At 39.0% G+C, this 26,822-nt stretch carries 29 protein-coding genes; 9 read left to right on the forward strand and 20 right to left on the reverse strand.

Translation table 11 applies throughout. The annotated features are described in order from the left end of the window. Positions 1–9: 9 nt before the first annotated feature. Genes moaC through moaA form a run of 3 tightly spaced genes read right to left on the reverse strand, consistent with a single transcriptional unit; the run spans position 10 to position 2,688 of the window. Positions 10–486, reverse strand: a complete 477-nt coding sequence (gene moaC, locus MB14_RS11175; protein ID WP_062591613.1) for a cyclic pyranopterin monophosphate synthase MoaC — start codon at positions 484–486, stop codon at positions 10–12. A gap of 3 nt (positions 487–489) precedes the next feature. Further along, positions 490–1,698 (reverse strand): molybdopterin molybdotransferase MoeA, encoded by a 1,209-nt coding sequence (locus MB14_RS11180; protein ID WP_062591614.1) that lies wholly within the window; start codon positions 1,696–1,698, stop codon positions 490–492. Between the two features lie 9 nt (positions 1,699–1,707). Beyond that, the gene (gene moaA / locus MB14_RS11185; protein WP_062591615.1) at positions 1,708–2,688 is read right to left on the reverse strand and encodes a GTP 3',8-cyclase MoaA; all 981 of its coding nucleotides are present in this window, start codon (positions 2,686–2,688) and stop codon (positions 1,708–1,710) included. 36 nt (positions 2,689–2,724) lie between these two features. Here moaA and MB14_RS11190 point away from each other — a divergent pair, with 36 nt between their 5' ends. After that, positions 2,725–3,726, forward strand: coding sequence for an XdhC family protein (locus tag MB14_RS11190; protein WP_062591616.1), 1,002 nt, complete (start codon positions 2,725–2,727; stop codon positions 3,724–3,726). Between the two features lies 1 nt (position 3,727). On the opposite strand, the gene MB14_RS11195 is transcribed toward MB14_RS11190, so the two are convergent. From MB14_RS11195 to MB14_RS11215, 5 genes are all read right to left on the reverse strand, one after another. Further along, positions 3,728–4,345, reverse strand: coding sequence for a hypothetical protein (locus MB14_RS11195; protein WP_132644009.1), 618 nt, complete (start codon positions 4,343–4,345; stop codon positions 3,728–3,730). A gap of 140 nt (positions 4,346–4,485) precedes the next feature. After that, positions 4,486–5,061, reverse strand: coding sequence for a DJ-1/PfpI family protein (locus MB14_RS11200; protein ID WP_062591618.1), 576 nt, complete (start codon positions 5,059–5,061; stop codon positions 4,486–4,488). A gap of 171 nt (positions 5,062–5,232) precedes the next feature. Then, entirely contained in the window at positions 5,233–5,601 is a 369-nt protein-coding gene (locus tag MB14_RS11205; protein WP_062591619.1) for a DUF1801 domain-containing protein, read from the reverse strand. Further along, positions 5,591–6,013, reverse strand: a complete 423-nt coding sequence (locus MB14_RS11210; RefSeq protein WP_062591620.1) for a hypothetical protein — start codon at positions 6,011–6,013, stop codon at positions 5,591–5,593. The genes MB14_RS11205 and MB14_RS11210 overlap by 11 nt, the downstream gene beginning before the upstream one ends. 108 nt (positions 6,014–6,121) lie before the next feature. After that, the gene (locus MB14_RS11215) at positions 6,122–7,294 is read right to left on the reverse strand and encodes a metallophosphoesterase (protein ID WP_062591621.1); all 1,173 of its coding nucleotides are present in this window, start codon (positions 7,292–7,294) and stop codon (positions 6,122–6,124) included. Positions 7,295–7,521: 227 nt separating this feature from the next. Here MB14_RS11215 and MB14_RS11220 point away from each other — a divergent pair, with 227 nt between their 5' ends. Beyond that, the gene (locus tag MB14_RS11220; protein WP_221405485.1) at positions 7,522–8,331 is read left to right on the forward strand and encodes a sensor histidine kinase; all 810 of its coding nucleotides are present in this window, start codon (positions 7,522–7,524) and stop codon (positions 8,329–8,331) included. Then, entirely contained in the window at positions 8,328–9,029 is a 702-nt protein-coding gene (locus MB14_RS11225) for a LytR/AlgR family response regulator transcription factor (protein WP_062591623.1), read from the forward strand. Before MB14_RS11220 ends, MB14_RS11225 begins: the two co-directional genes overlap by 4 nt. A 43-nt stretch (positions 9,030–9,072) precedes the next feature. Here the strand turns inward: MB14_RS11225 and MB14_RS11230 are convergent, their stop codons facing one another. Both MB14_RS11230 and MB14_RS11235 read right to left on the reverse strand, forming a co-directional pair. Further along, positions 9,073–9,447 (reverse strand): DUF779 domain-containing protein, encoded by a 375-nt coding sequence (locus tag MB14_RS11230; RefSeq protein WP_062591624.1) that lies wholly within the window; start codon positions 9,445–9,447, stop codon positions 9,073–9,075. Between the two features lie 70 nt (positions 9,448–9,517). Then, positions 9,518–11,017 (reverse strand): aldehyde dehydrogenase family protein, encoded by a 1,500-nt coding sequence (locus tag MB14_RS11235; protein ID WP_062591625.1) that lies wholly within the window; start codon positions 11,015–11,017, stop codon positions 9,518–9,520. Between the two features lie 115 nt (positions 11,018–11,132). Between MB14_RS11235 and MB14_RS11240 the strand changes: the two genes are divergently transcribed. Beyond that, the gene (locus MB14_RS11240) at positions 11,133–12,065 is read left to right on the forward strand and encodes an AraC family transcriptional regulator (RefSeq protein ID WP_062591626.1); all 933 of its coding nucleotides are present in this window, start codon (positions 11,133–11,135) and stop codon (positions 12,063–12,065) included. Between the two features lie 55 nt (positions 12,066–12,120). On the opposite strand, the gene MB14_RS11245 is transcribed toward MB14_RS11240, so the two are convergent. Both MB14_RS11245 and MB14_RS11250 read right to left on the reverse strand, forming a co-directional pair. After that, on the reverse strand, positions 12,121–12,633 hold the full coding sequence (locus tag MB14_RS11245; RefSeq protein WP_062591627.1) for a VOC family protein: 513 nt from the start codon (positions 12,631–12,633) through the stop codon (positions 12,121–12,123). A gap of 14 nt (positions 12,634–12,647) precedes the next feature. Then, entirely contained in the window at positions 12,648–13,280 is a 633-nt protein-coding gene (locus MB14_RS11250) for an SDR family oxidoreductase (protein ID WP_062591628.1), read from the reverse strand. Positions 13,281–13,935: 655 nt separating this feature from the next. Here MB14_RS11250 and MB14_RS11255 point away from each other — a divergent pair. Then, entirely contained in the window at positions 13,936–14,469 is a 534-nt protein-coding gene (locus MB14_RS11255) for an AidA/PixA family protein (protein ID WP_062591629.1), read from the forward strand. A gap of 352 nt (positions 14,470–14,821) precedes the next feature. Here the strand turns inward: MB14_RS11255 and MB14_RS11260 are convergent, their stop codons facing one another. Then, positions 14,822–16,834 (reverse strand): M13 family metallopeptidase, encoded by a 2,013-nt coding sequence (locus MB14_RS11260; RefSeq protein ID WP_062592723.1) that lies wholly within the window; start codon positions 16,832–16,834, stop codon positions 14,822–14,824. A gap of 160 nt (positions 16,835–16,994) precedes the next feature. Beyond that, positions 16,995–17,861: a hypothetical protein gene (locus MB14_RS11265; RefSeq protein WP_062591630.1), complete on the reverse strand. Its 867-nt coding sequence runs from the start codon at positions 17,859–17,861 to the stop codon at positions 16,995–16,997. A gap of 306 nt (positions 17,862–18,167) precedes the next feature. Between MB14_RS11265 and MB14_RS11270 the strand changes: the two genes are divergently transcribed. The 4 genes from MB14_RS11270 (at position 18,168) to MB14_RS11285 (ending at position 22,934) form a co-directional block, all read left to right on the forward strand. Next, the gene (locus MB14_RS11270) at positions 18,168–18,752 is read left to right on the forward strand and encodes a superoxide dismutase family protein (protein ID WP_084376085.1); all 585 of its coding nucleotides are present in this window, start codon (positions 18,168–18,170) and stop codon (positions 18,750–18,752) included. Positions 18,753–19,021: 269 nt separating this feature from the next. Beyond that, positions 19,022–21,376 carry a TonB-dependent receptor gene (locus MB14_RS11275; protein WP_062591632.1) on the forward strand — a complete coding sequence of 785 codons (2,355 nt, stop codon included), beginning with the start codon at positions 19,022–19,024 and terminating at the stop codon, positions 21,374–21,376. A gap of 15 nt (positions 21,377–21,391) precedes the next feature. Next, positions 21,392–22,237 (forward strand): DUF4249 domain-containing protein, encoded by an 846-nt coding sequence (locus MB14_RS11280; protein ID WP_062591633.1) that lies wholly within the window; start codon positions 21,392–21,394, stop codon positions 22,235–22,237. 361 nt (positions 22,238–22,598) lie between these two features. Then, entirely contained in the window at positions 22,599–22,934 is a 336-nt protein-coding gene (locus MB14_RS11285; RefSeq protein WP_062591635.1) for a hypothetical protein, read from the forward strand. 93 nt (positions 22,935–23,027) lie between these two features. Here the strand turns inward: MB14_RS11285 and MB14_RS11290 are convergent, their stop codons facing one another. The 6 genes from MB14_RS11290 to MB14_RS11315 all read right to left on the reverse strand — a co-directional run bounded on the left by MB14_RS11290 (position 23,028) and on the right by MB14_RS11315 (position 26,782). Further along, a complete protein-coding gene (locus tag MB14_RS11290) occupies positions 23,028–23,615 on the reverse strand; it encodes a YdeI/OmpD-associated family protein (RefSeq protein ID WP_246032584.1) in 588 nt (195 codons plus the stop codon). After that, on the reverse strand, positions 23,567–24,361 hold the full coding sequence (locus MB14_RS11295) for a glutaminyl-peptide cyclotransferase (protein WP_062591639.1): 795 nt from the start codon (positions 24,359–24,361) through the stop codon (positions 23,567–23,569). Before MB14_RS11295 ends, MB14_RS11290 begins: the two co-directional genes overlap by 49 nt. Before the next feature lie 104 nt (positions 24,362–24,465). After that, complete coding sequence (locus tag MB14_RS11300; protein ID WP_062591641.1) at positions 24,466–25,071, reverse strand: TlpA family protein disulfide reductase; 606 nt, start codon at positions 25,069–25,071, stop codon at positions 24,466–24,468. Between the two features lie 156 nt (positions 25,072–25,227). Continuing rightward, positions 25,228–25,590: a DUF4180 domain-containing protein gene (locus MB14_RS11305; protein ID WP_062591643.1), complete on the reverse strand. Its 363-nt coding sequence runs from the start codon at positions 25,588–25,590 to the stop codon at positions 25,228–25,230. Positions 25,591–25,614: 24 nt separating this feature from the next. Continuing rightward, positions 25,615–26,109, reverse strand: a complete 495-nt coding sequence (locus MB14_RS11310) for an SRPBCC family protein (protein ID WP_062591645.1) — start codon at positions 26,107–26,109, stop codon at positions 25,615–25,617. A 79-nt stretch (positions 26,110–26,188) separates the two neighbouring features. Further along, complete coding sequence (locus tag MB14_RS11315) at positions 26,189–26,782, reverse strand: TetR family transcriptional regulator (protein WP_062591648.1); 594 nt, start codon at positions 26,780–26,782, stop codon at positions 26,189–26,191. Positions 26,783–26,822: the final 40 nt, after the last annotated feature.

The following is a 26,822-nucleotide window of genomic DNA, read 5'->3' on the forward strand; positions in this document are numbered from 1 at the left end:
AATTCAAAATTAAGCTTGGCCAAAATCACTTTTCCCGCCTGTTTTCTTGATCAAACGGGTGTTTTCAATTTCGATGTTATGAGAAAATGCCTTGCACATATCATAAACCGTTAAGGCAGCGACTGAAGCGCCTGTCAAAGCTTCCATTTCAACCCCAGTTTTTCCAAAGGTTCTGGCCTCGCAGGTAATTTCAACCCGAAGATTTTCTAACAGTTTAATGTCAATTTCAACTTTGCTCAAAGGTAGATTATGGCAAAGTGGAATCAATTCAGAAGTTCTTTTGGCTCCTTGAATGCCGGCAATAATGGCGGTTTGAAAAACAGGGCCTTTTAAAGTTTTGATTTCACCTTCAGCAATATGAGCCTTCATTTCTTCTGGCAGTTGAACAATACTTTGAGCAATGGCGGTACGTTTGGTCTCCGCTTTATCGCCAACATCTACCATGGTGGGCTTGTTCTTATCTATATGGGTGAATTCTTTGCTCATGATTTAAAACAGATTTCTAAAAGGTACAAAATCGTAGACTTCTCCTGCTTTGAAATCTGACTTTTCAGCAGGTAGAATTACGAAACCATCGGCCACAGCAAGATTAGCGAAATCTCCCGATCCATGTCCGATAAATGGTGAAGCCGTTAAGGTTCCGTTTTCATCAATGGCAATGGCGCATTCTAAAAAGTAGGTAAGTGGAGGAGGGAAGTTGACTTCTTTATTAAGTTTCACTTTAATGCTTTTTGATTCAGTCTTCAGCGAAGCATTTACCCAGGCTTGAATATATACCGAGGCACACATGAATGAAGAAACTGGATTGCCTGGCAAGGCAAAAATGGTGGTTCCATTGGGTGCAGTACCAAACCAAAAGGGCTTTCCTGGTCGCTGATTTACTTTGTGAAAATGCTTCTGAACTCCCAATTCCTCTAAAATTTCTGGTAGATAGTCAAATTTTCCCTTCGACACACCTCCCGATAAAACAATGCATTGATAGGTTTTGATCAAGGCTGCCAAATCTTCTTTCATCACAGCCTTGTTGTCGTTCATGTGATGCATGGAGGTTTCTATGCCATATTGATTAAGCAAGGCTTGCACTCCGTAATTACCAGACCTCCTAATTTGATGCGCTTCAGGTGTGGTTTCTATAGGTACTAATTCATCGCCAGTGGTAATTATCACAGCTTTGGGCGGAATAAGTACCGAAAGTTCAGCCTTTCCAATGGCTGCTGCAATATTCATTTCAGGAGCACCTAATCGGATTCCTTTTTTAAGAAGGGTATCACCCGATTGTTTATCCATTCCCTTGAAATGGACGTTTTGTTGAGGCTTAACCGTTTCAATATTAACGGTTGCCGTATCATCTGTAATCGTTATGTCTTCGTAACGAATAACGGTATCCAAGCCAATGGGCATCATGGCACCCGTCATAATTTGCACACATTTAGCTGCATTCTTGACGGTGTATTGTGGTGTGCCTGCCGGAATAGTTTTTTCGATTTTAAAGCTGCGTTGCCCTTTTTCGAACTCGGAAAATGCAATGGCAATTCCGTCCATTGTTACTCGGTCAAAAGGAGGGAAGGGACGATCGGCTTTGAGGTCTTCGTTTAAAATTAGGCCTACACAGTCCTTCAACTCCCTTTGTTCAACCAAAGGAACGAAAGGGTGACTTTTAACAATATTAAGTGCTTCTGTAAACTGAATGAATTCCATAAGGTGATTTTATCCGCCAATGGTGGCCATTGATTCAAAAGGGTTTGATGATTTTTGTTGAGCTTCGAAGCCGTCTTTTGCTCTATTGTTGAACAGCGTTCTGAATTGATTTCTAATTTCTTCATCCGTAGCACCAGCACGCATAAAGTCTCTAAAACTGAAGCTGCCACCATCGTAAAGACAGGTTTTTAGTTCGCCTTTTGGCGTTAGCCTTATTCTGTCACAGGAATGGCAAATGGTACGTGTATAGGCCGGAATGATTCCGAAACTTCCTTTGGCATTCGGTAATTGATAATTGAGTGAAGTGGAACTTTCTGGGTCAGGAAGTTTTTCAACATTAGGATGATGACCTTGAATATGAGCCAGAATTTGTCGGGCATTCCAGGTGATTGGCGTGAACTTCTTTCCACCCCCGTTGAAAGGCATTTCTTCAATAAAACGAACGCTTACCTTGTGCTGTAAAGTGAGTTCGCACATAGGAATGATGTCATCAATATTGTGCTCTTCCATCACTACCATATTGATTTTGGTGGTAATTCCCGAGTCCATCAGCGCATGAAACGAATCCATTACCTGATCAAATTCGTCCCTTCTTGTGATTTTTAGAAACCGCTCTTTATCCAAGCAATCGAGGCTAAGGTTGATCGCATCAATGCCTATGGCTTTGAGTTTGGGTAAATGCTCAATCAAGCTGGTTCCGTTGGTAGTAATGTTTACGGAATCAATGCCTTCAATAGCGCTGATATTTTCAATCAACTCCATTATGTTCTTACGAACGAAAGGTTCACCACCCGTAATTCTCACCTTATTGATCCCCATTTCTGCCAGAATACGCGTCAGTCTTTCCATTTCTTCAAAAGAAAGAATTTGGCTCCGATGGCTGAAATTCAATCCTTCTTCGGGCATACAATAAAAGCAGCGTAGGTTGCACCTTTCAGTTACGCCTAATCTCAAATATCTGAGTTGTCTGCCGTGATTATCGTAAAGCAAGTGTATCTTCGTTTTTAGGGTGAATAATGGCCAGCAATGATTGATATAGTTTCAAGTATACGCAAATTAAACAGAGAAGGGCAAACTCTTGCCATAGCTTCGGTAATCAATACATGGAAAAGTTCGCCAAGGCCAGTGGGCTCTGCATTGATTATTTCTGAAAATGGAGAAATGACGGGCTCGGTGAGCGGTGGTTGCGTGGAGGGCGCTGTAGTGAAAAAGGCAGTCGAAATTATTAAAAGCCAGAAGGCTGAAGTGCTTCATTTTGGTATTTCCGATGCTGATGCTTGGGAAGTAGGTTTGAGCTGCGGTGGAGCATTGGATGTGTTTGTTCAACCTTTTTATCCCGAAGCCATTTGGCATGAAATGGATGAACTTTTAAATCAAGATGAAGGCTTTGTACTTTTGTCTACTTTGGAAGAAAATCCTCAATATTCCATCGTAAAAGCCAATGGAGAAACCACTGGAGCCGCTTTTGAAAAATCACTTTTGCCTGAACTGGAGCAGGCTTTCTATGAAGGAGACAGCAAAGTGCTAAGTTCAGGGAGTCATTTCGTTCAGGTGTTTCCGAAAAAGCCTGTCATGTTACTAATTGGTTCTGCACATATTACCGTAGAGCTGACGGAGCTCGCGCATATGTTTGGTTTCGAAACCATTTTAATAGACCCCAGAGCTACTTTTGCAAGTAAAACCCAGTATAAGGTAAAACCGCAAACCATACATGTGCAATGGCCCCAAGAAGTGTTGCCTCACTTAAAATTGGACAAGAATACTTATGCTGTAATTCTTTCTCACGACCCGAAAATAGATGATGAGGCTTTAAAACTTTTGCTAAAATCTGAGGTGGCTTATATCGGTGCTTTAGGCAGTCGAAAGACCCATGCCAAGCGCGTTGAAAGGTTAAAAGAATATGGGTTTAGTTCCGAAGAAGTAGATAGTATTCATGCCCCAATTGGAATCGATATTGGCTCCAAACTACCAAGGGAAATCGCTCTGAGTGTAATGGCAGAGGTGATTAAAATGAAGAATGGGAAGTAAATTAAGTCGTTTTCTTTCTAAAGTCTTCCTCCAATTTATTTAGCTTTTTTACAATCAAATCTCGGTTTTTAGAGGACTTGACCCATTGCGGAAGGTTGGTAATCATGGAGTATTTATGTCGGTCATTGTCTTCTCTTAGTTTTGCGCTTACATAGTCCCTTAAGTAGTTAAGGTGTTTGAGGTTATAAAACCACAGTACATTTTCTTTTATATCAACTTGTAGCCAAAGGTCAAAGCCAAAATAGGGGTCGGTAGGTTTATCGGACCTGTACCGGTACCATGCAATCTCATATTCTCTTGTTTGTTGGCAGGTTTCACAAGTCACGTTTGAGTTTTGATAAGGTTTTTTGGTGGGTTCTGTAGAATGACAAACTTTAGTTCCGCAATGGCCACAGCTTTGATTTACAAAACCTTGCAGATAACCAGCCCATTGGTCATTTCCTGATTGATGAAAGCCGCAGGAACTACAAGTGCATTTCGATTGATGATTTAAAGGAAAAGGCATGCTGTACCTCCTAGGTTGGGAACTGACCAAAGCGGGTTCAGTACATTTTGGGCATTTGATCCAAATGTTTTCACTGAAATAGACAGTAGGGTAGGCTGGCTGATTAAATTTCATTCTTTATTAACTCAAGAGGAGAAAAAGGTATGAATATATCTTCAATTGAATGTAAGGAGAAAGAAAAAATGTCCGACAGCAGCTTTGTTAAGCCATTTTCGGACATTTGATGTATAGTTGATTCTTACTTTGAAACCAGCTTATATTTCGATTTTAGCATCCATTACTTTTAAGAATTCTCGGATAAAGCTTGGGTGTGCTGGCCAAGCTGGAGAGGTAACTAGGTTTCCATCTACATAAACGCCATCTGCAGGAATGGATTGGAACTCTCCACCTGCTAATGTCACTTCAGGGCCAACAGCTGGGTAAGCGGTGAGTTTCCTTCCTTTCACTACATTGGCAGCGGTAAGAATTTGAATACCGTGGCAAATTGCTGCAACAGGTTTGTTAGTAGTGAAAAAGTGCTTTGTGATTTCTATAATTCTCTTATTCAGCCTCAAATACTCAGGAGCTCTACCACCAGCAATTACTAAGCCTTGGTAGTCTTCCACATTTACCTCGTCAAAGCTATAGTTCAATGCGAAATTGTGCCCAGGCTTTTCAGTGTAGGTTTGATCTCCTTCAAAATCGTGGATGGCCGTTTTAACTATGTCGCCTTTTTTCTTATCAGGACATACGGTATGCACTTCGTAACCCACCATTTCAAGCATCTGAAAAGGGACCATTGTTTCGTAATCCTCAGTAAAATCTCCAGTGAGGAATAATATTTTTTTCATTGTCTTAGGTTTTAGATGATAAAAATTAATGTCACTATCTTCTCTATGGTTGTTGTAATAGAGAACATTGCAATCCTTAATTTAAGGAAATATTACTTAGTAGCAGAAGTATGTTATTTATGAAATTGTTACGGTTTTGGATACAGAGGATATATGAACAGATTCGAGATTTTATCTGATTTTGATTATTCCATTTCTGTATAAATCCAACGCGCTCTGTAGAAGCGTTTCTATGGTGTCTTTAGGTAAATTTGCATTGGGGTTTACCCTGAAAATTTTCATTCTAGCGCGTGTACCGGTTTCTAACTTTGGGTGATCTAATAATTTCCCTTCCACAAAAAGAATATAGGGTTCGTCTGTTTTTTTATCTGTCCACAAATAGCAAAACATTTTCTTCTTGAAGCAGAAACAAGGCATTCCGTATTTTTTTGTTTCAGTAACATCTACGTCTTGTTTCAGAATAAGGCTTCTTAGAGCCAATAAACAACTTTTGTTCGGCTCTTCTTTGTTCAAATAATAACTATCAAAATCACTGATCATGTTTTTTGCTTTCAATGGCTTGGCGTAAACAAAGTATGGCGAGAGTGGCGGTTACAATGGAAAATGACTTCTCGAAAGAGGTTTCGGCAAGTGCATTTCCTAAAGTATTGAGTACAAATATTACGAATAAAACCCAGAGGCAAATACGTGCTAAATTTTTGAGCTTTGGAGCTTGTATGCGGTTTGAGTGAATAAGCACTGCCATGATGGATAGGGTCGTTACGAAAAATGAAATAAACTCGAAGCCTAAGAGTTGGCTTTTTGTTTCCATTCTTCCACCCCATAAAAACTCAATAGGCGCGTAGTCGAAAAGAACGATACCAATGATGATAGCCAAATGAAAAAGAGCCAGCAGGCTGAATATTACCAGACTTAGTTTTGTGGCTGTTTGAAAACTGATTATTTTATTCATTTCTAAGATGAAGAAGAATGGGGTAGTTACTACGTTTTAGTTGAATAATACAGACCCATATTTTGACAACAATCTAAGAAGTTTATGATTTGATTAAAAGCGGAAGGCTTATAAGCCTTTCCTTTCTCCATTGGCCAATAGGCGATAGTATTGCCCTTCCGTTACGAGTAACCCTTCTGAGTCTTTACCAGGCCAATTTTTATGGTAATCTTTTGAGTGCTTCACATCAATCCCAATGACTTTTCCATTATAGAAATTTTTTACTTTCGACTGAAGCGTATGGCCAACGATAATGGCTTTGGCATTGAATTGAGTCAAAGGTTTTTCGACTTCTTCTTGTGTTAAATCATCTTTGAAATAACCTCGGTACCAGCAAATTCCTGTTTTTGTAGAGAGCAAAAGGTCGGTTTTACTTTTAATGGCTTTAGGGTAAGGGGCGGTATAGTAATTAGCCCTTAAAAAGTCATTGATTTCATCCAAAGACATACCCAGGTTGGCGATGTCTGGGTGCAAGCCGCCATGCGCAAAGAGGTTTCCATTAATCGATTCGATCACATTTTTACTGGCCATCCATTTCCCCAAAACGGAATTTGAATCATATAAATTGGCTTGTGTTTTTCCTAACATAGCTGCCACATAGGTGTATTTAAGTTCTGTAGCCTCATAGTCGCCATGCATGTTTTTTAACTCATGATTGCCAATAATGAAATGCACATTGCCACCCTGTTTTTCAGCGCCTTGCTCTAGTTTATAGATGAACCAAAGTAGCTGTGTGGTAGAGAAACCTCTGTCTACAAAATCACCTACCAATACTAAATGCCCTTTCCCAAATGTCCAGTTAAGGTTTTGATCGATCACCTTGTTGTTAATAAGAAAATCGCGAAAGGTTTTATATCCACTTTCTAAATCAGAAATGGCGAGGATAGGATTGTTATCGTTATAAGTGCTTTTTGGGGTTTCAAAATCGGCCCTGACCGTGAAATTGAATGTTGTAGTGTCCAATGCAAAAAAGGAACTGACAGGGATTTCTTCCTTGGTGGAATAATCCGCTTGGTCCAAATAGAAACCATCATCTTTATTTCCTTTTATATAGTTGACATTCAGGACGCTATCGTTTTTGTAAAAAACGTAAGGGCCTTCACCATCAAAAGACATGCTCAATGGATTATGGCCAAAACTAGCACTTGCGCCATGGTATAAGCCAAATGCAATGGCGAGGAGTGCGAGTACTAGAAAGGTGAGGGATACGTGCTTTAAATAGCGGAAAATTCTTTTTTTCATCTTGGTAAATTTTAATAGATATTGAGTTTTTGATTGGTGAATATCTATTGAAGATGTGTGACACTTAAATTTATGTGATCAGTGTCGTGGATTTGAGGATGTAATGTTCTGTGGTTGATACATAGGTGTTATTTGTGCTTCGTTGGTTGTATGCCCCTGAAAAATGAATGTTCATCACATTTTAGCGCGGTTTTCTTTTAACCTGCTTATTTTTCAAAATGATTTCAATGCTGAAACGGAATAACTGGCTCTTAGCTAAAATTATAATCTTCATTACGGTGGCCATTCCTTTGGGAATCACGGCCTATGAATTGACAATAGGCGGGAAAGAGTCTGTGATTTTTCTGGGTGATTACCCACCTGCTTTGAGCGTTGTCGTGATCATCTACTATGCAATTCTACTCATGGCTGGAATCATTTGGATCATTCTGCAGATAAAATCTGTATTGAAGTTGAAGCATGAAAACACAAAAAACGAGTTACTCCATTTGCAAAGTCAGGTAAATCCACACTTCTTTTTTAACGTGTTAAACAACCTCTATGGCATGGTGGACAAAGACATCGATAAGTCGAAACAGCTGATTCTAAAACTATCCGACTTGATGCGCTACAGTATTTATGAAGGAGAGAAGCGTTTGGTGTCCCTCAAAGAGGAGGTCGCTTATTTAAAGAACTATATTGAACTTCATAAAATGCGTTATCATAAAAGCATTGACATAGAATTGAATACCGATATTGATGATGAAGAGACCAAAGTAATGCCCTTAATCTTCATTATTTTATTGGAGAATGCGTTCAAACATGGGGTAGAAAACCTAAGAGAGAATGCCTTTATCAAAATTCAATTAAATTCGAATAGGGGCGCGGTGGATTTTGAAATAGAGAATAATTTTGATGCTGCCGAACTTCCCGAGCAAAGCGGAATTGGTTTGAAAAACCTGAAACGCAGACTCGAATTGGCTTATGTTAAAAAGCATGAGCTCATATTAAGTAATGAAAACTCCGTTTTCAAGGCACAACTGCAATTGCGAAAATGATTAAATACCTGATCATAGACGATGAACACATGGCCCATGAAATTATCAAGGGCTATTGTGACATGCTGCCGAATATGTCACTGGTCAAACATTGCTATGATGCTTTAGAAGCCCTCGACTGCATGAGGGAAAACACAGTGGACTTAATTTTTCTGGATTTGAATATGCCCAAATTGAAGGGCTTCGATTTCCTGAAAACGCTAACCAATCCACCCAAAGTGATTGTTACGACTGCTTATAAGGAATATGCGCTCGAAGGTTATGAGTTAGAAATTGCTGACTACCTCTTGAAGCCTTTTGGTTTTGAACGCTTTTTAAAGGCAGTGAACAAAGCTACTCAGGTGAAAGCAAGTGTTCCTCCAATCACTCCTCCAGCAGAAAATACGCAACCGGAACATATCTTTCTGTATAGCGATAAGAAGCATGTTCAAGTGAAGGTAGCAGATGTGCTCTATATTGAAGCCGCAGGCAATTATGCCAAGGTTGTTTTAAGAGATAACACCCTATTGGTCAGGGAGAAGATCTCAGATTTATTAGTGCGATTGGCTTCCTCTGATTTTATCCAAGTGCATAAATCCTTTGTTGTCGCTAAAACACATATTCTTAGTGTTGAAGGCAACAGAATTCAGGTAGCAGGCCACTCTGTGCCTATTGGCAAGCTTTACCGCACAAATGTGCTGGAGTTGTTAAAGGAGTAGGGGGAGCGCCTTTGTTGGTGTTGTCACCAACAAACTGTCATGGTTATTCGTCAGCCGAAGAATTATTCAATACAGCATTTTCTTCATCGCTGAGTAACCTCGATTGAATGATGAAACGGAAACCCAAAGGGATTTCCAAAGAGAAACTTGAGCCTCTGCCTTCTGTAATATCAACTGTCAGGTGAGTGTGCTTCCAATACTCAAATTGGTCTTTATTCATATAGTAGTCTACACCAGCTATTTGACCGAGAAACACATCGCTATCATCTAAATACATGTCTCCCTTTTCGAAGATCATGGGGGCAGAACCATCGCAACAGCCACCACTTTGGTGAAAAATAAGTTCACCGTGTTTCTCTTGAAGCTGCTTTACAAGTGCTGCGGCTTTTTCTGTTATGGCTACTCTTTCTGGTTTCATAGTTTTCAATTTTAGGTAATAAAAAGGCAAGCCTCAAATTTGGCTTGCCTTTGATTTTAATGTTGAACTACTAAAAGAAGCCTAATTTATTCTTGTCGTAAGAAATCAACATGTTCTTAGTTTGACGATAGTAATTCATCATCATTAGATGGTTCTCTCTACCGAAACCTGATTTTTTATATCCACCAAATGGCGCATGCGCAGGGTATGCATGGTAACAATTCACCCAAACTCTACCTGCTTTAATGGCTCTTGGAATTTGATACAGCTGATGCGCATCTCTTGTCCAAACACCAGCACCTAAACCATAGAGCGTATCGTTTGCGATTTCCAATGCTTCGGCTTCATCTTTGAATTTGGTTACACAAACCACAGGGCCAAAGATCTCCTCTTGGAATACCCTCATTTTATTGTGGCCTTCCAAAATAGTAGGTTGTACATAGAATCCATTAGCGAACTCTCCATCCAATTTACAAGCCTCACCGCCAGTCAATACTTTGGCGCCTTCTTCTTTTCCAATTTTGATATATGATAAAATTTTCTCGAATTGATCATTAGAAGCCTGAGCGCCAACCATGCAAGCGGTATCGTATGGACTAGATTGTACGATCGCTTTGGTTCTGGCGATTACACGTTCCATGAATTTATCATAGATGTCTTCTTGCACCAATAACCTTGAAGGGCAAGTACAAACTTCACCTTGATTGAAGGCGAATAACACGGCTCCTTCAATGGCTTTGTCAAGGAATGCATCATCTTCATCCATTACACTGTTGAAGAAAATATTAGGCGACTTACCACCCAATTCCATTGTTACAGGGTTGAGGTTTTTAGAAGCATACTGCATTATGAGCTGTCCCGTAGTGGTTTCGCCAGTAAAAGCTACTTTGTCCACTTCTGAGCTAGATGCCAATGGCTTACCCGCTTCTGGGCCAAATCCGTGAATTACATTCACCACACCTGGAGGAAATACCTCAGCAATTTTTTCCATTAATAAAGTGGCTGAAGAAGGCGTTTGTTCTGCAGGTTTTAAAACTACGCAGTTACCAGCTGCCAACGCAGGAGGAAGTTTCCAAGACAACATTAAGAGTGGGAAATTCCAAGGAATAATCTGCGCTACCACACCCAGTGGCTCTTTGATGTTCATTGAAAGCGTATTTTCGTCTAACTCCGTAGCCGAACCTTCTTCTGCTCTAATTACTGCCGCAAAATATCGCCAGTGATCTACAGATAATGGTACATCGGCATTTAGAGTTTCTCTGATAGGCTTACCGTTATCGCAAGTTTCTACCAAGGCAAATTCTTCAAGATTGGCTTCAATAATATCGGCCACTTTATTGAGTAGTGCGGCTCTAGTGGCTGCTGAGGTATTGCCCCAAGCTTCTTTGGCGGCATTGGCAGCGGCTACTGCATTTTCTACATCGGCTTGCTTAGACCGCGGGTACTTTGCTATTAGTGAGTTGTCGACAGGGGAGGTGTTGTCGAAATATTCGCCATCGACAGGGGCAACGAACTTGCCATTGATGAAATTCCCATATTTTTCCTTAAATTTTGGTTTACTGTAACTCATATTGTTTTTCTTTAGATTTAAACACTGTTTAAAACCCAAGCTCGTTTAAAACTATAAAATCTGATAAGACGATAATCTTAGAAAATGAAATGAAAATCTGATTCTACCTTAAACTATGGAAAGACTACTCCAAAAGCATAAGCGGGAAAGAAAATTAGCCACACTGGTTGAGAACTATACGGTATATAACTCGGCCTATTCGGAACTGAATATTTTTGAAACCCACCAAGCAGCTGAAAAGGTTAGTTTAACATTTGATTACCCCGTTTTGGCCAGCATGCTTACGGGTAAAAAGGTAATGCACCTCGAAGACATGACGTCCTTCGATTTTTTTCCAGGCGAATCTGTCGTGATTCCTAGTGGTAAAACGATGCTGATCGATTTTCCTGAAGCCACAAGGAAAACACCTACCCAATGTTTGGCACTCACAATTGATCCGAGTAAAATAAATGAGGTAGTAGACTCTTTTAACGAAATGACAATTATTGATTTGCAGGAGAACGGTAATTGGGATTTGGCAGAAAATTCATTTCATTTAGATAACCACAAGGGAATTCAACAGTTGGTAGACAGGTTGGTGTTTACGTTTACCGAAGATCATACTTCGAAAGATATCTTTATTGATGGCATTATTAAGGAGTTGATCATAAGGTTATTACAGTCTAAAGCCAGAAACTCTTTACTAGAAAGTACTGAAAACTTCTTGAGCGATCATCGAATTGCCTATGCGATTGGTTACATCAAGGCGCACCTTACAGAGAACATCTCTATTGATAAATTGGTAGACAAAGCCTGTATGAGCAAGTCTCATTTTTTTAAGATTTTCAAAAACACCTTGGGCATATCGCCCATAGATTATATTACCTGCGAACGGATTAAGCTTTCTAAGAAGCTTATAAAAAGCACGAACCACCAGATTTCTGAAATAGCTTACCTGTCGGGTTTCAATAATCCGAGTTACTTCGCTAAGAAGTTCAAAGAATATGAATTAATCACTCCTGGTGAGTTTAAACAGATTCTTAGTCAGAAATCTAGGGTCATACATTAAAGAGTAAACCTAATTATCACTTATTGATGACCATACCGTGCCATCAAGGGTGGTTTTATTCCGAATATGCGCCAGAAGAATAAGTCAATTCATAACTGTGCGTATAGATTTCAAACACAATCCCGAAAGGATCTTCTACATAACACATTTTGAAAGGCTTGTCCTTTGGATAATACTCTCTGATGGGCATTCTCTGCTTTCCACCGTGGGCTAAAATCTTATCGATAAGCTCCTCAATATTTGGGTCTTGCACACAGAAATGAAAAAGGCCAGTATTGAAAGGGTTGAATTCTGGGGCTTCTTTAATTCCGTGTGGGAAAGAGAACAGTTCTACTCCAATTCCATCTGAGGTTGCTAAATGTGCAATTTCAAATGTTTCCCAATCCTCGCCAAATACGTCAATGCACATTTGTCCGATGGCAGTTTCCTTTTCCTTTTTAACAATTGAGGGCTCCATAATCACATACCAACCCATTACTTCTGAGTAGAATTCAACTGCTTTATGAATGTCTGGTACGGTAATTCCTATGTGTGAGAATGACCTAGGGTAATTATCTTTTTTCTTCATGGTTTTTATTAAAATTAACGCACTGCTGTTTCAACAGGAGTTTCACCCGATATGATTTCGAAAGTCTGGTTTTGCATTACACCGTCTTCCAATACTTCCACCAAGGTTTGGGCTACATCGGCCCTTGAAATACTGCCCTGCGTGTCTAGTTTTTCTTTAAGCTGAATTTTGCCTGTGCCTTCATCATCCGTAAGGCTCCCCGGCCGTACTATGCTATACTCCAAACCGCTATTGCGTAGATGGTTGTCGGCATTTTGTTTTGCTTTTAAGTAATCTTCGAGATCATCGCTTACCGAAGGATTATCTGCGCCCATGGAGCTTAGCATTACATATTTGTTAACTCCTGCTTTTCTTGCAGCATCCGTCAAGCTTTTGGCTCCTTCTTGGTCTACGGCAATTACTTTTTTGCCTTTAGAACCCGCAGCAAAAATTACTTTATCAACTCCAGTTACCGCATGGCTCAAATCTTTTTCCAGATCGGCCAACACTGCTGCCACTCCCTGTTTCTCAAAAGCTTCTTTTTGGTCTTCTTTTCTAACCATGGCGATAGGTCTATAACGGTCTGAGGTTTGGAGTAATTCAACAATAATTTTACCTGTGGTGCCGTTTGCTCCGGCTATTAATATGTTTTGTTTTTTGTTTGTCATGTCTTTCAATTTTAATCAAAGTGAATATTTGCACTAATCGTTCCGTCTGAATAGGACAACCTTATCAATCTTCCCAATGTCATGTTCCTTAAGTGTTGATTTAGTCAACTAGCTGCTTTGTCAACACAGAATCACCAGATATGTTCCGGGAAATTCTAATAGACTAATAAGGAACGAGGTTCTGGGTGAGCGAGGGTAGTAAATAAAAAAGACATGGATGAATAGTTCATGTCTTCGGCTAGTTTGTCGATGACAACCAACTGTATTTGTTATGAGCAACCGAAAAGCTATTCATTAACTCGAGTAATAGAACTGGACATAACCATCAGCTGACACGCGTTTTAGCTTCAACGGATTTATCTCGTAGCAAATGGCTTGAGTACAAATAGAGAGTGACGCACTTCTCTAATTATCGTCAATCTATTTTTTATTAAAAACAAGGTAAATTAATATTGAATATCTTTTAAATAAAGGTAATGCCTATTATTAATAATACCTATTTAGTAGTATCTATAAAAGATATACTATGTGAATATTTGTAATGTAATTAAAGACAAACTTATTCGATTAAGTAGCTACGATTGGTTTTTGATTACAAAGGCGTTTTCCGAAAGCCTATTTTAAAAGTAGGAAAGTCATATTAAACAAAAATCGTATGTCAACAATTAATGTTTTAATCGCAGTAGATGGTGCTAAACTCGCACAGCAAGTAGCAGATGGTTCAATCAAGCCGGGCTCAGCAAATGCACCAACAAATTTAGGTTCTTATGGTTCATCAGATGTGTATGTATCTATGATAGCACCTAACAGTATGGTGAGTAATGGTACTCAGGGAGACTCTGAATTGCAGATCAGTGCAGATGGAGGTGATAGCGTAGAATGGGCCATAACAACGTTTGACAATAACTTTGATCAAACTCCATTTTTGTATGCAGCATCGTTTAATCCAGCAAATGCTATAAACACACCCTTAAGCTATGCTTCTGGTGAAGCTTACGCGTATTTAGGGACGGGGAACCCTGCTTCAACTACACCTACAAAGTTTGTTAATCAAGTAAGTACAGTTACAGGGACAATTTTGAAAATCGGTCTTAAGATCCAGTACACACTTTCGTTTGTATTGGTTGACAATCACACAGGTAATACCATTGGGTATTTTATGTGGGATCCGTTCATCAATGTAAATTAATTTAACTTAATGGCACACGTTTTTGGCGTGTGCCATTTTATATAAAAATGATAGTTTCATATCTATTGGTATTGTGATTGATACACTGTTATCTATTTCAAAACGAACTAATTGTGTGTTAATAAGTTGAGTTCAAGTTTCCTTTCCCAGGTAGTAGAAAATATTAATTAACATCAATTTACCCTTTGCAGGGTTTTCAGAAGGATGATTTCTTATACTGTTAAAGAATAAATCAAAAGTAGGTTTGTTTGTGTGGCAAATAAGAGAGAAACCCATGTCAGGGCGAAAAATTAGATTAAAAAGAGCCATGAACTTACAGCGCACAGCTCTTCTAATGAGTATATTAAGTATTTCACCAAATCTTGATTCTTTCCTCTACAGGTTTGTAATTGGCATCTCCCGGCTGAACGTCAAATGCTTCGTAAAAAGGAGTGAAGTTCATTAAGGGGCCGTTTACGCGCCACATTGGTGGAGAATGGGAATTGGTTTTTACATAGTTGCGTAAATACTCGTCTCGGGTTTTTACACGCCAAATGCGCGCAATGGACATAAAGAAACGTTGGTCGGGTGTATATCCGCCAATCTTTAATGTGTCTTGGCCTTGCTTGGTTAGTTTAAAGGCATCGTAAGCAATTGAAATCCCACCATTATCTGCCGTGTTTTCTCCAACGGATAATGCACCTTTTAAATGCAAACTGTCCAACACAGTATAAGAACTGTATCGGTCAATGATCAATTGAGTTTTGGCCTGAAACTTCTCGTAATCTTCGTCAGTCCACCAGTTTTTCACATTTCCATCTTTGTCAAATTGAGCACCTTGATCGTCAAAAGCATGGGTCAATTCGTGGCCAATCACCATTCCAATTCCACCATAATTAATGGCATCATCGGCTTGCAAATCAAAGTAAGGGAATTGTAAAATGCCTGCCGGGAACACAATCTCATTGAGGGGAGGGTTGTAGTAAGCGGTTACAGTTGATGGCGTTGTACCCCATTCATCTTTGTTGGGAGCTTTATTCAGTTTATCTAAACCGTATTGATAGTCGTTTTGTCTAAGTGCCACTACGTTTTCAAAGTACTTGTCTTTTTCAATGTTTACATTCCCGTAGTCTCTCCAAACATCTGGATAGCCAATTTTCTTGGTAATTGTGTATAATTTCTCTTTCGCCTTAACCTTAGTGGTATCACTCATCCAGTCGAGTTGATCAATTCTAGTTTCAAAAGCTTTTTGAAGGTTGTTGACCAAATCTAATACCCGACTTTTGGCTTCTTCATTAAAATATCTTTCTACGTATAATTGGCCTAGCGCAAAACCAAGCTGTCTATCAACCTTGTTTACCATGATTTGAGCGCGTGATTGTTTCACCGCTTGCCCAGAAATGATTTTTGAATATTCGAAAGCTGCCGTTTCAAAAGGTTCGCTTAAGATGTCCGCATAATTAGTCAATACTTTTGCTTTTAAATAGGTCTTCCAATCGGCTAAAGGAATGGAAGGAAGCATGGTGTTGAGTTTCGCATAATAAGCAGGTTGAGCGATATCGACAGAATCGGCTTCTGCACCAAAATAATTTAGCAATTTGGACCAACCTACATTGGGTTGATTTATATTAAGGTCTGCTACTGCGATTTTATTATAATTAGCTTTCACATTTCTTCGCTCTATGCGCGTTTTATGCGCTTCTGCCAATTGCTTTTCGATGCCATAAGCAGTTGCAGTACTTTGAGCTGCATTATCATTTCCTGTTAATTCAAAAAGCTTGGTCAAATAGGCCTGATATGCCTCTTGGATTTCAAGGGTAGATTCGTCTGTTTTAAAATAATAATCACGGTCGGGCAAGCCAAGGCCAGTTTGACCAAAGTGCAACATGTTTACGCTGCTGTTTTGATCGTCTGGAGAAACCCCCATACTGATCAATGAACCATTTCCTGATTTGAACTCATTGGCCACAAATTGCATCATTGCTGGAACAGAATTGATGACGTTGATTTGATCTAACAAAGGTTGAATGGGTTCAAAACCACGTTCGTTGATGAGCGCGGTATTCATTCCTGAATTATAAAAGTCGCCCACCATTTGATCAGCGCTGCCTTTTTCATGAGTTCCGCTAGAAACTTCTACTAGAATGTTTTCTAAAAGTACCTTCTGAGGAATATTTAAGAAGCTATAAGAACCAACACCTGATTGGTCGTCTGCGATTACAGCGTTATCGTACCAAGTTTTGTTTACGTGGAGGAAAAAATTGTCTCCCGGTTTGATGCTTTCATCGATTCCATCGAAATCGAATTTATTGGCTTCTGCCTCTTTTTCCTTACCGCAGGAAACAAGGGTAAATAAGGCCAGCGTGAAATAAAGTAGTTTTTTCATAGATCTTTTGTGGTTTCTAATGAGGGTGAATACGATACCGCACTCCATCATTAAATTGATCATTCAATCTAATCGTTTTAATTTAATTGGAGTAACCTACTGTGTAATAGGGGCAGAAGGGTTTCTGAAACCAAGAAGTAATTAAGGGATTTGAATAAGTCTAATACTTATCCAATTCGCCATTGAGCCACGCCCATAATCTGCGTAGCCCTTTTTTAGGTTCTTGCTTTTTAACAGGTGCTTTGACGACTTTTTTAGGTTGCTCTGTAGCTTGGGCAGTTGCTGGCTTTGACTTCTTTTTCTTCGGTGCGGTGGCTTTTAGTTTGGCCTGCACTTTTTCTTTGTAGTGCTTTTCTTTTAGCGCTTTAATACGCTTTTCTTCAGCCAATTTTTTACGCTTGGCTTCTTGTTCAGCCTTTCTTCTTTCTAATTCAACTGAGTTGGGTCTGCTGCGCTGATTTTGTCTTTTTCGGTCGTGGGTAGGGGTATTTCTGTTTTGTCTAGGTTTGCGCTGGGTTTGCTTGTCAGTAGTTTCTTCTACCTCTTCTGTTTTGGCCTTTTCTTTTACTTTAGGTTCAGGTAATTCAATTTTACCCAAAACTTTTAAGCCCTCTAGTTTTAGCTTAGGTGCCTTTATCAATTCAGCATCTTTGTGTTTTTCTTGCGCTTCCTTTTCTAAACTATATACTTTAGGTGTTTCAGTTGGTTCTTTTTGTTCTACTGCTTTTGGCGCTTCTTCAACGGTATCTGGTGTAATAACTTCTTCAGTGGGAGTTTCTATATCCTCAGTTACCTCCAAGGGTTCTTCAACGGCCTCAACTACTTCAACTTCTGCTTTTGGACTTGCTACAGTGTTTGATTCTATAGAAGGTTTGGGCATTGGAACGATTGAAAGAATAAGATTTTCCTGTTCTTCGGTCAGTTTAAAATTAGGGTCGTTTTCAATCTCATGTCCGTTTTTTGATAAAATACTGATCAACTGCTTGGGCTGGACTTGGAGTTTACGGGCTAATTGTCTGAGGCGCATTGTCTTAATTTAAGCTTGCAAATATAGTAAAGTGCCTTGTGGTAATGCAAAAATTATAAGCGTAGTTCCTGTAAGACCTTAAAAAGGAAATGTTTTGATGTCATCCAACTGTAGCAAATCATAAATCTAGGTAGTTGTGAAAGCAATCATACAGGATGATTTGCTTCTTTTTCAGAAAGCAAAATAGTTTTACCGTTCGTGTAGAAACTAGCGCAAAACCTCTTTTTAAGAACTTAATTCAAACACTTCTCATTGTAGTTCTGTTATATAATTTGAACCTTTATACTTGAATTAAACGAAATGGATATGATGAAAAAACAGATCAACGGAATGCTACTAATTTGTGCTGTGGCAGCCCTGACTTTTGGATGTTCTCAGAGTAAAGAAAAATCTGAAGAAAAATTAGATTCGCCTACGGAAACGGCTGAAGAATCGTTGGAAAGCGTGATTGTAGACTTGGAAAGTAAAAGTGATAGTCAATTAAAGGGTACGGTTATATTCAAAGAATTGGCCAACGGAAAGATCAATATTGACGTGAATTTGATGAATATTGAACCGGGCGACCATGCCGTACACATTCATGCTATTGGTGATTGTTCTGCTCCTGATGGAACTTCGGCCGGAGGCCATTGGAATCCTATGGGCGTAGATCATGGAAATAGAGCCGAGGGTGGTGATTTTCACCAAGGTGATATTGGAAACCTTACCGTTAGAGAAGATGGAAATGGTTCTCTTTCTATGGATGTAGAAGGTTGGACTATTGGCGGTGACGAAAGCACCAATATTTTGAACCACGCGGTGATAGTTCATGCTGGTCCAGATGACTTTACTTCTCAGCCTGCTGGTGCTGCTGGTCCAAGAATTGGATGCGGTGTAATCACATTAAAATAAAAATTAAATCGATATAACTTGAAAGAGCTTAGTGTTTATCTAAGCTCTTTTTTTATGCCCTTTAATAGCGTTTTAAGAGCCTTTTTAAGGCTTAATGTCTAATTAGCAAATGTAGCCTGCAACTTTTTAGTCATTATTTCGACTAAGCTTAAAGATTATTTTTTAATGAGGTCTAAGTGTATTTATCATTTCAATCGTCATTAAAGTGGTTAGTCCATTTTAGGTCTAATTTTTTTAAACAAACAACAGGTCAAAACTCTAATTTAATTATGCGCAAATTTTTACTTACGACATGTGTCGTATTGTGTACTGTTCTAGCATCTGCTCAAGAAAAGGTCACCTTGAACGGATATGTACGAGATGCTTCCAATGGTGAGGAGCTGCTCGGAGTCACGGTTTTAATAGTCGAGATAGCGAATGGAGTAGTTTCCAATAATTACGGTTTCTATTCCATTACCCTTGCCCCAGGAAACTACACGGTTAAGTACAGTTTTATTGGTTACAAAACCATTGAAAAGAAGATTACTCTGGACAAAGATATTGAATTGAATATTGCCCTTCCAGAAGAATTAACAGAATTGGAAGAGGTAGTTGTAACAGGGGAGAGCCCAATTGCAAATGTGTCTAGCATCCAAATGAGTAGGAATGATTTGGACATTAAACAGGTAAAGAAGTTACCCGCACTTTTTGGTGAGCCAGATATCATTAAAACCATTCAGATGCTTCCAGGGGTGATTTCTGCAGGAGAAGGTACTTCCAGTTTCTTTGTTCGTGGCGGAAGCGCAGATCAGAACTTGATTTTAATTGATGAAGCCCCTGTGTATGATCCTTCGCATTTATTCGGGCTTTTTTCGGTGTTCAATGCCGATATCATCAAGGATTCAGAGCTTTACAAAGGTGGAATTCCATCTCGTTTTGGCGGAAGGCTGTCTTCTATCTTGGATGTAAGAACCCGTGATGGAAACAACAAGGAATTTGAAGGCGAAGCGGGAATTGGCCTTTTGGCCAGTAGTATTTCGGTGGAAGGGCCAATTAAGAAAGACGAAAGCTCCTACATATTTTCCGCTCGTAGGTCTTATGTGGATCTGTTTTTACGAGCTGCCAACAATGATAACTTGGTCTATTTTTATGATGTTAACGCCAAGGTGAATTGGAGAGCGAATAATAAGAACCGCTTCTTTTTGTCTGTCTACTCAGGGCGAGATGATTTTTCTTTTGGTGAAGATTTTGGATTTGATTGGGGAAATAAAACAGCCACCTTTCGCTGGAACCACCTTTTTAGCGACAAACTATTTTCTAATACTTCGCTGATTGCTTCAAGCTTCGATTACGGTTTAGGGATTGAAGATCCAGTTCAGGGAATTCGTTGGGATTCAAACCTACAAGAATATAGCTTCAAAAATGATTTTAATTATTTCGCCAGTCCACAATTCGAATTAGATTTTGGCTATCACGTAACTTATAAGCGTTTCGCTCCAGGGAAAATCACACCTTCAAGCGATGAGTCTATTTTCAAAGCAACGGAATTGCAGCATGAATACGCTCTGGATCATGCATTCTACTTGGGAGCCCAACACGAACTATCTTCCAAACTGACCATGAACTATGGTGCTAGATTATCCGCTTTTCAGAGCATAGGTAAAGGTGATGTGTATTTATATGAAAACCCGAAAGACAATATTGACCCAACACGCACCGATACGCTTTCTTTTAAAAGTTTCGAGCCTATCAAAACCTATTTCAATTTCGAACCTCGTTTTTCAATGCGCTATATGCTCAATGAATCTAGTTCTATGAAGATGAGCTATAACCGAATGGTTCAGAATACGCATCTGATTTCAAGCGGTACGGTGCCCTTGCCTTTTAATACGTGGGCGCCAAGTAGCTATTACCTTAAACCTCAAATTGCCGATCAGGTGGCTTTGGGTTACTTCAAAAATTTAAATGATAATATGTATGAGTTCTCTGTAGAGGCCTATTACAAAACAATGGACAACGTAACTGATTTTGCGGATAACGCGCAGGTTTTCTTTAATACAGATTTAAGTACAGAGTACCGCCAAGGCGATGCTGAGGCTTATGGTATGGAATTCTTCTTACAAAAAAAGGAGGGAGCCCTTACTGGTTTTATTGCCTATACCTTGTCTAAAACAGAGCGTACGATAGATGGTGTAAATTTGGGAAACACCTTTTTAGCCAATTACGATAGACGACACAGTCTGAACATGCTTGCTACCTATGATTACAGCGATAAATGGTCGTTTGGTGCCGGTTTTACTTATGGAACTGGAAGGCCAACGACTATTCCTTCAGGAACTTACGAATGGGGAGACGGATATTCTGCCGATGTAATTACCGAAAGAAACGGATACAATTTGCCTGCATTCCATAGACTTGATTTGAGTGCTACGCTAACGCCAAAATCGAATGCCAATAAGAAGTGGAAGACCTCTTGGGTATTTTCATTATACAATGCTTACAGCCGTAAAAACCCATTCTCGCTATACACCCGAGTTAAGCAAGATAAAGATGGAAACATCATTGGCGATGGGAATGAAAAGGAAGCGAGAATGATTTACCTGTTCCCAATTCTACCTTCAGTTACTTATAATATCAAATTTTAATCGAGGCATATTAAGATGAAAAATCTATATAAATACATACTATTTTCTTTGACTGTTTTCTTTGTTTCCTGCGAAGAAACCATCGATATCGATACCATTACCTCTGAACCTAAGGTGGTGATTGATGGGGTATTAACGAATAATTCTGAACTCAACTTTATTAAGCTTAGCTATACAAGAGGTTTTTATTCTCTTGATCCAAATCCTGCCATTACAGATGCAGTAGTTACCGTTACAGATGATGCAGATAATGAAGTGGTTTATCTACATAACCCAAACAATGACCCATCGAAGAAAGGTTATTATTATCCGCAAACGCCTTATGCCGGGAATATTTGGACAACATACCGCTTAAAAGTGACTGTTGATGGTGTGGATTATACCGCTTCAGAAACCATGCTGCCCGTAACAGAGATCGATTCACTGACCGTTATTATTGATGAAGAGGAAATGGAAGATCCTGACGAAGAGGGTGAGTTTTATGAGGTATTGTTTTATGCAAAAGAACCTCAGGATAGGGTGGACCATTACCTTTTTAAATTCTATAAGAATGGTTTAACACTCAGGGATTTTGAGGGAGATATTTATTTTGCGGACGATGATTTTTTGGGGGAATCCATTAGTGGTGTTCCCACAGCTGGTTATTATAAATTAGGTCAATATGCTAAAGTGGAAATGTATAGCATTACCAGAGAGGCATTTATTTACTATAATGATTTATCGAACTTGCTCAACAATGATGGGGGAATGTTTACTCCGCCACCTGCAAACCCAAGAACAAACCTTTCGAATGGGGCGTTCGGATACTTTCAGGTAAGTGCAGTAGATATTATGGAGATTGAAATAAAAGATCCGAATTAAAGAAGAACAATATAAACTTAAGTAAAATGGGACTGTCGGATAAGGCAGTCCCATTTTTGGTTTAAACAATCAAATCAAAGTTAAAGCCAACTTCTCAGGTGAATAGGGGAGTCCTTTTTGGTTGGGTGATTAGGCCAACGATACATATACGGGCAAACCTATTTAACTAGATTTAGGCATTTTAGAATTTCCTTCATACTGTTGGATTGTCCAACACTTCGAGGTCTGCTTCATCACTAATTCAAACTTATGTTTTTGTGTAAATAACTGTTATTCAGTTGGTTGTTCTTTTATTTTCCTTATGGCATGTCTTTTTCAATAAGAAGGGTAAAACAATTAATTCAACAAAAATTATAAAGTTATGAAAAAGGCAATTTTAAGTTTACTGGCTATAGCCACTTTAAGTTTCACATCTGTTGCATTCACAAACGTAGGAGAAGCTGCTACGGTGCTTGTTCAGCAAGAGAAGAAAACAGAAATTCTGATGAAAAATCTTCCTGAAGAAGTGAAAAAAGGATGGGAAGAAGCAGAATACAAAGATGAAAACGTAGAGAAAATCTACAAAGTTGAAACACCAGCTCCAGAGAGCGAAGAGTACATCGAGTTCATCGTGAAAAAAGAGACTGGTAAAGTAGCTGTTCACTTTGGAATGGACGGAACGTTACTGAGAGAGGTAGCTATTGACGGAAAACAGTAATCAGTTTTTGGTTGAGTATTCACATAAGTGACCCTTTGTGTTAGTAGAGAAGGTTATCCGGACGGGATAACCTTCTTGATTTTGTACTCAATTTTAACGCATTTTATCACGCTGATTGTATTCCTTAATCTTCACATTCAAAGCCTTGAAATCTAATTTGCCCTGAACCTCAGTAAGGTGATCTAGAATAGCCAACCCTTTGTTCAATTGGCTGTCTATGTTTTTTACTTTCCCCACAATGTAAATGAGGCTACGTTGCTTACCAGGAGTAAGAGAATGGAAGAATTTAGAGCCAACCTCATCTTGATCTAGCAAAACGCTAAAGGTTTCAGGCATTGGCATTCCATATTCTGAATTGTCCTTTTCAAGCGTTACTTCCACCTTATCGCCTTCATTTATATTCAGTTCGGTTCTTATTTTTTGGTTGACGAGAATATAACTTCCCTCATCAATGGGCATCAAAGCTGTATGAATAGTGATTTTGTTATTGATCAGGCACTTTACTCGTCTGTTATTGCCATTGGTAAACTGAGCCGTAATCTCTGGGCTTACAGGCAAATGGTAGCTCCAATGTTCATAATGAAATTGAGCTAAAGTGGTAGTAAAGCTGGCCAATGGTTCAAATTGTGAGTTTAATTTTCTGGGTTGGCCGTAAGCTTCAATACATAAATCAGTGGCCAAAGTTTACCAGTTACGAGTAAAGACTTAGTTGATTCATGCCAAGCAATTCCATTTAAAACATCAGCATCTGGGTTAAGCAATCTGGTACGATAGGTCAAGTCCGAGAGGTCTAAGAAGCCTTGCACTTCGCCTGTGTTGGCATCAATCTTAGCAATTTGGTCTTTTAAGTAAATGTTTGCCCAAATAAAGCCATCAACGTACTCAAGCTCGTTTAGGCTACTTACAGCTACACCCTTATAAGTTACATTCAGCTTTTTTATCGGAGCTAAACTGGCAGTGTCTAAAAACGAAAGTGAGTTCGACCCGTCTGACATAATCAGATTTTTTCCATCATGGGTTAATCCCCAACCTTCATTATTGTATTTGAATTCTCTTAACTGTTCAAAGGTTTCTAAATCGTAAACAAAGCCTACTTTTTGCTGCCATGTAAGTTGGTAGATTTTATTATTCAGAATGGTAATGCCTTCTCCGAAGAATTTGTCGTCTAGTATTACCTTTTTGTCTGGTTTTCCAGTTGAAGGATCTACAATTCCGACCCACGAACCTTCTCTGCCAGTACTCTCGTATATTTTTCCTTTATGAACCAGTAAACCTTGCGTATAGGCAGTAGAGTCATGCGGCATAGTTTGCTCCACCTTGTAGCTGATCAATTCAGGGTTGGCCAAAGAATACTTGTCTTTTTTAGAAGGAGTGCATGAAATAATACTTAGGCTCAGTGATAGGATGGAAAGTTGTAGAAATCTCATGAAGGATCGTCAATGTTTATTTACAAAATAGAAACCAATCGATAATCGATTTGGCTTGAATTTAATAATTGCCTTATTGGCACATAAACTTAACGAACATCCCTTTATTTCTCAGCCAGCTTTAGCAAATATTTCTTGAAACGTTTGGTGTCGTAATTGGCCATTCCTGTTTTACTTACTACAATTTTACCTTCAGGAGAAACTACAAAAGTAGATGGAACAACTTCGGTTTCAAAAACATCGGGTAGAGGAGATGCCAATTTGAATACAGGAAAATCGAATCCTTTGCGCTTAACCCAAGATTGGGCAGTTCGCATTTCATCATCGTGCGAAATCATCAAAAACACGATGTCGTCTTTGTTTTCAATTTTATTGTAGAGGGAATTGATGTTAGGCATTTCAGCAACACAAGGCGGGCACCAAGTAGCCCAAATGTTAATGAAAAGGGTTTTCCCTTTTAAATCGCGAACGTCTATTTTGTTGCCTTCCTCATTTACCAAACGGAAATTGTAATCGGCATCAACCACTTCATCGGCATCTAAAGCAGTGGCATTGGCAACGCCTGTCACTAATACTGCCTGCTGCACTTTCCCGAAAACTTCGGCCTGAGAACCCGTCAAGTAGATCACCAGAAAAACCACCACAACAATGGATAGCTCAATGATATCTCGTTTGGTTACGCCTTTCTTTTTCTTACTTTTTTCCTCCATTGCTGAATTCTTTGCGCTTCAAGTTAACTAAACTTATAAAATAGTATGTACATGCTATTCACTCCAATGTGTTGAGAATGGAATCAAAGGATAAATGGTTCATATAAGTTTTTCTGAAATGGTAATCTCCATAATAAGTTAATGAAAAGCCCCTCCTTATTTATTAGAGAACTTTCTTATGGCTTCTTCTAGTGATTCAGAGAAGTTGATGTGCCCTAATTTATTACTTTCAAAAATGAAATTCTGAAGGCTCTTACTCTGGTGTGTTGCAAAATCTCCGATTATGGCCAGCTTAACCCTGTAGTTGGAGAATTTCTGAAGTATTTCGCCAGCAATCCCAGTTTTAAGATCGAAGAAATTAGGCGTGATGTTGGTCTTGTAAAGAATTACATGATCAAAACCGTGATAGTACAAATTGCCAAGAAGGTCTAAGCCTTCTTCTTTATCATTAATAACAAAGCCTTCGGAGGTTACTTCTGCTATTTGAAACTCTCCGACTTCATGAATGTTAATATCCATTATTAGTAGTTCTATTCTGATGAGCTAGTTATTGAGCATTCCTTTAAGCGACTCGTTTTTGTTTCTTAGGTCTATTCCACCCTCATATACTGACTTTAGATTCAATAGAAAGAAAGCCCAACCAGAAGCACAGCCCAACCTTATTCCTTGTTTTGAGTTATCATCCGTTGGGATATTTTTTTGGGTAAGCTCAACCATTACAGCACCTTCAACTTGGGTGAGATGAATATCTACTAGGCATTCACCCGCGAAAGTGAATTGTAAAAAATCAGTACCGTTGGCTTGGGTGATTCTCCCTTTTTCTATATCGTCATATAAAAACCACTGCCATTTGTAAGAGCCGGCTTGAGTTACTTGCTGGTCAGCCGCTAACGCTTCGCCAGTTGAATTGTAAAAAGTAGCCTCACTTAAAAACCACTTTTCTATTTTCTCCGAAATCGTCCAAGCATCGTATAATTCTGAAATACTTGATTTTACAGCTATTTTCTGTGTGAACGACTCCCAGTTAAAATTTTTCATTGTTGTGTTTTTGATCCTTGAAGTGAATTTGATTAAAAGTTTTGGAACAAGCAACAAAGAGAAGGTTACACGTTTGGTGCTAGGCTTCTAATTTGAGAATATCGTAAGCATGCTGTTTATACTGACCCATGATTTCATCTTTTTTAGCAGCATTTTTTTCCATGCATAAATAATAGTAGGCGCCTTCTAAGATGGTATAAATCAAATTTGCGGTTCGTTTTGGATTTTCTAGTTTCAGTGACCCCTCTTCTATACATTCCACCAAATGAGATTCTAACCAAACTCGCAGAGAGTCATGGAGGTCTTTGTATTTAGAGCGAATCACATTGTTTCTAAAAATCAAGCTGTAACAACTGTAATAGACATCATCGCTAATCAGAGCATTCCATTTTCTGGAGAAAAGGTTGTTGAGTACTTCCCTTAAGTGATCAATTGCAGAACCTTCTTTTCTAATAGTATAGATTTTTTGGTAGCGACTTAGAATATAATCTATAAGGGCAAGCACTAGCTCGTCTTTGTTCTTAAAGTTATGCAAGATTAAGCTAGGGTTAACATCCATGGCTTCTGCAATCTTAGCAATAGAGGCATTTTGAAGCCCTTCTGCCTTGGCGGTTTTATAGAATGCTTTTACTATTTCTTGTCTCCTGAGGTCTTTAATGTTCTTTCTTCCCATTGAATTTGTGTGTGATTCTGAGACTCAAATATGTGGAAAA

The organism is Roseivirga ehrenbergii, from assembly GCF_001593005.1.
In the GTDB taxonomy this organism is placed as follows: Bacteria; Bacteroidota; Bacteroidia; order Cytophagales; family Cyclobacteriaceae; genus Roseivirga; species Roseivirga ehrenbergii.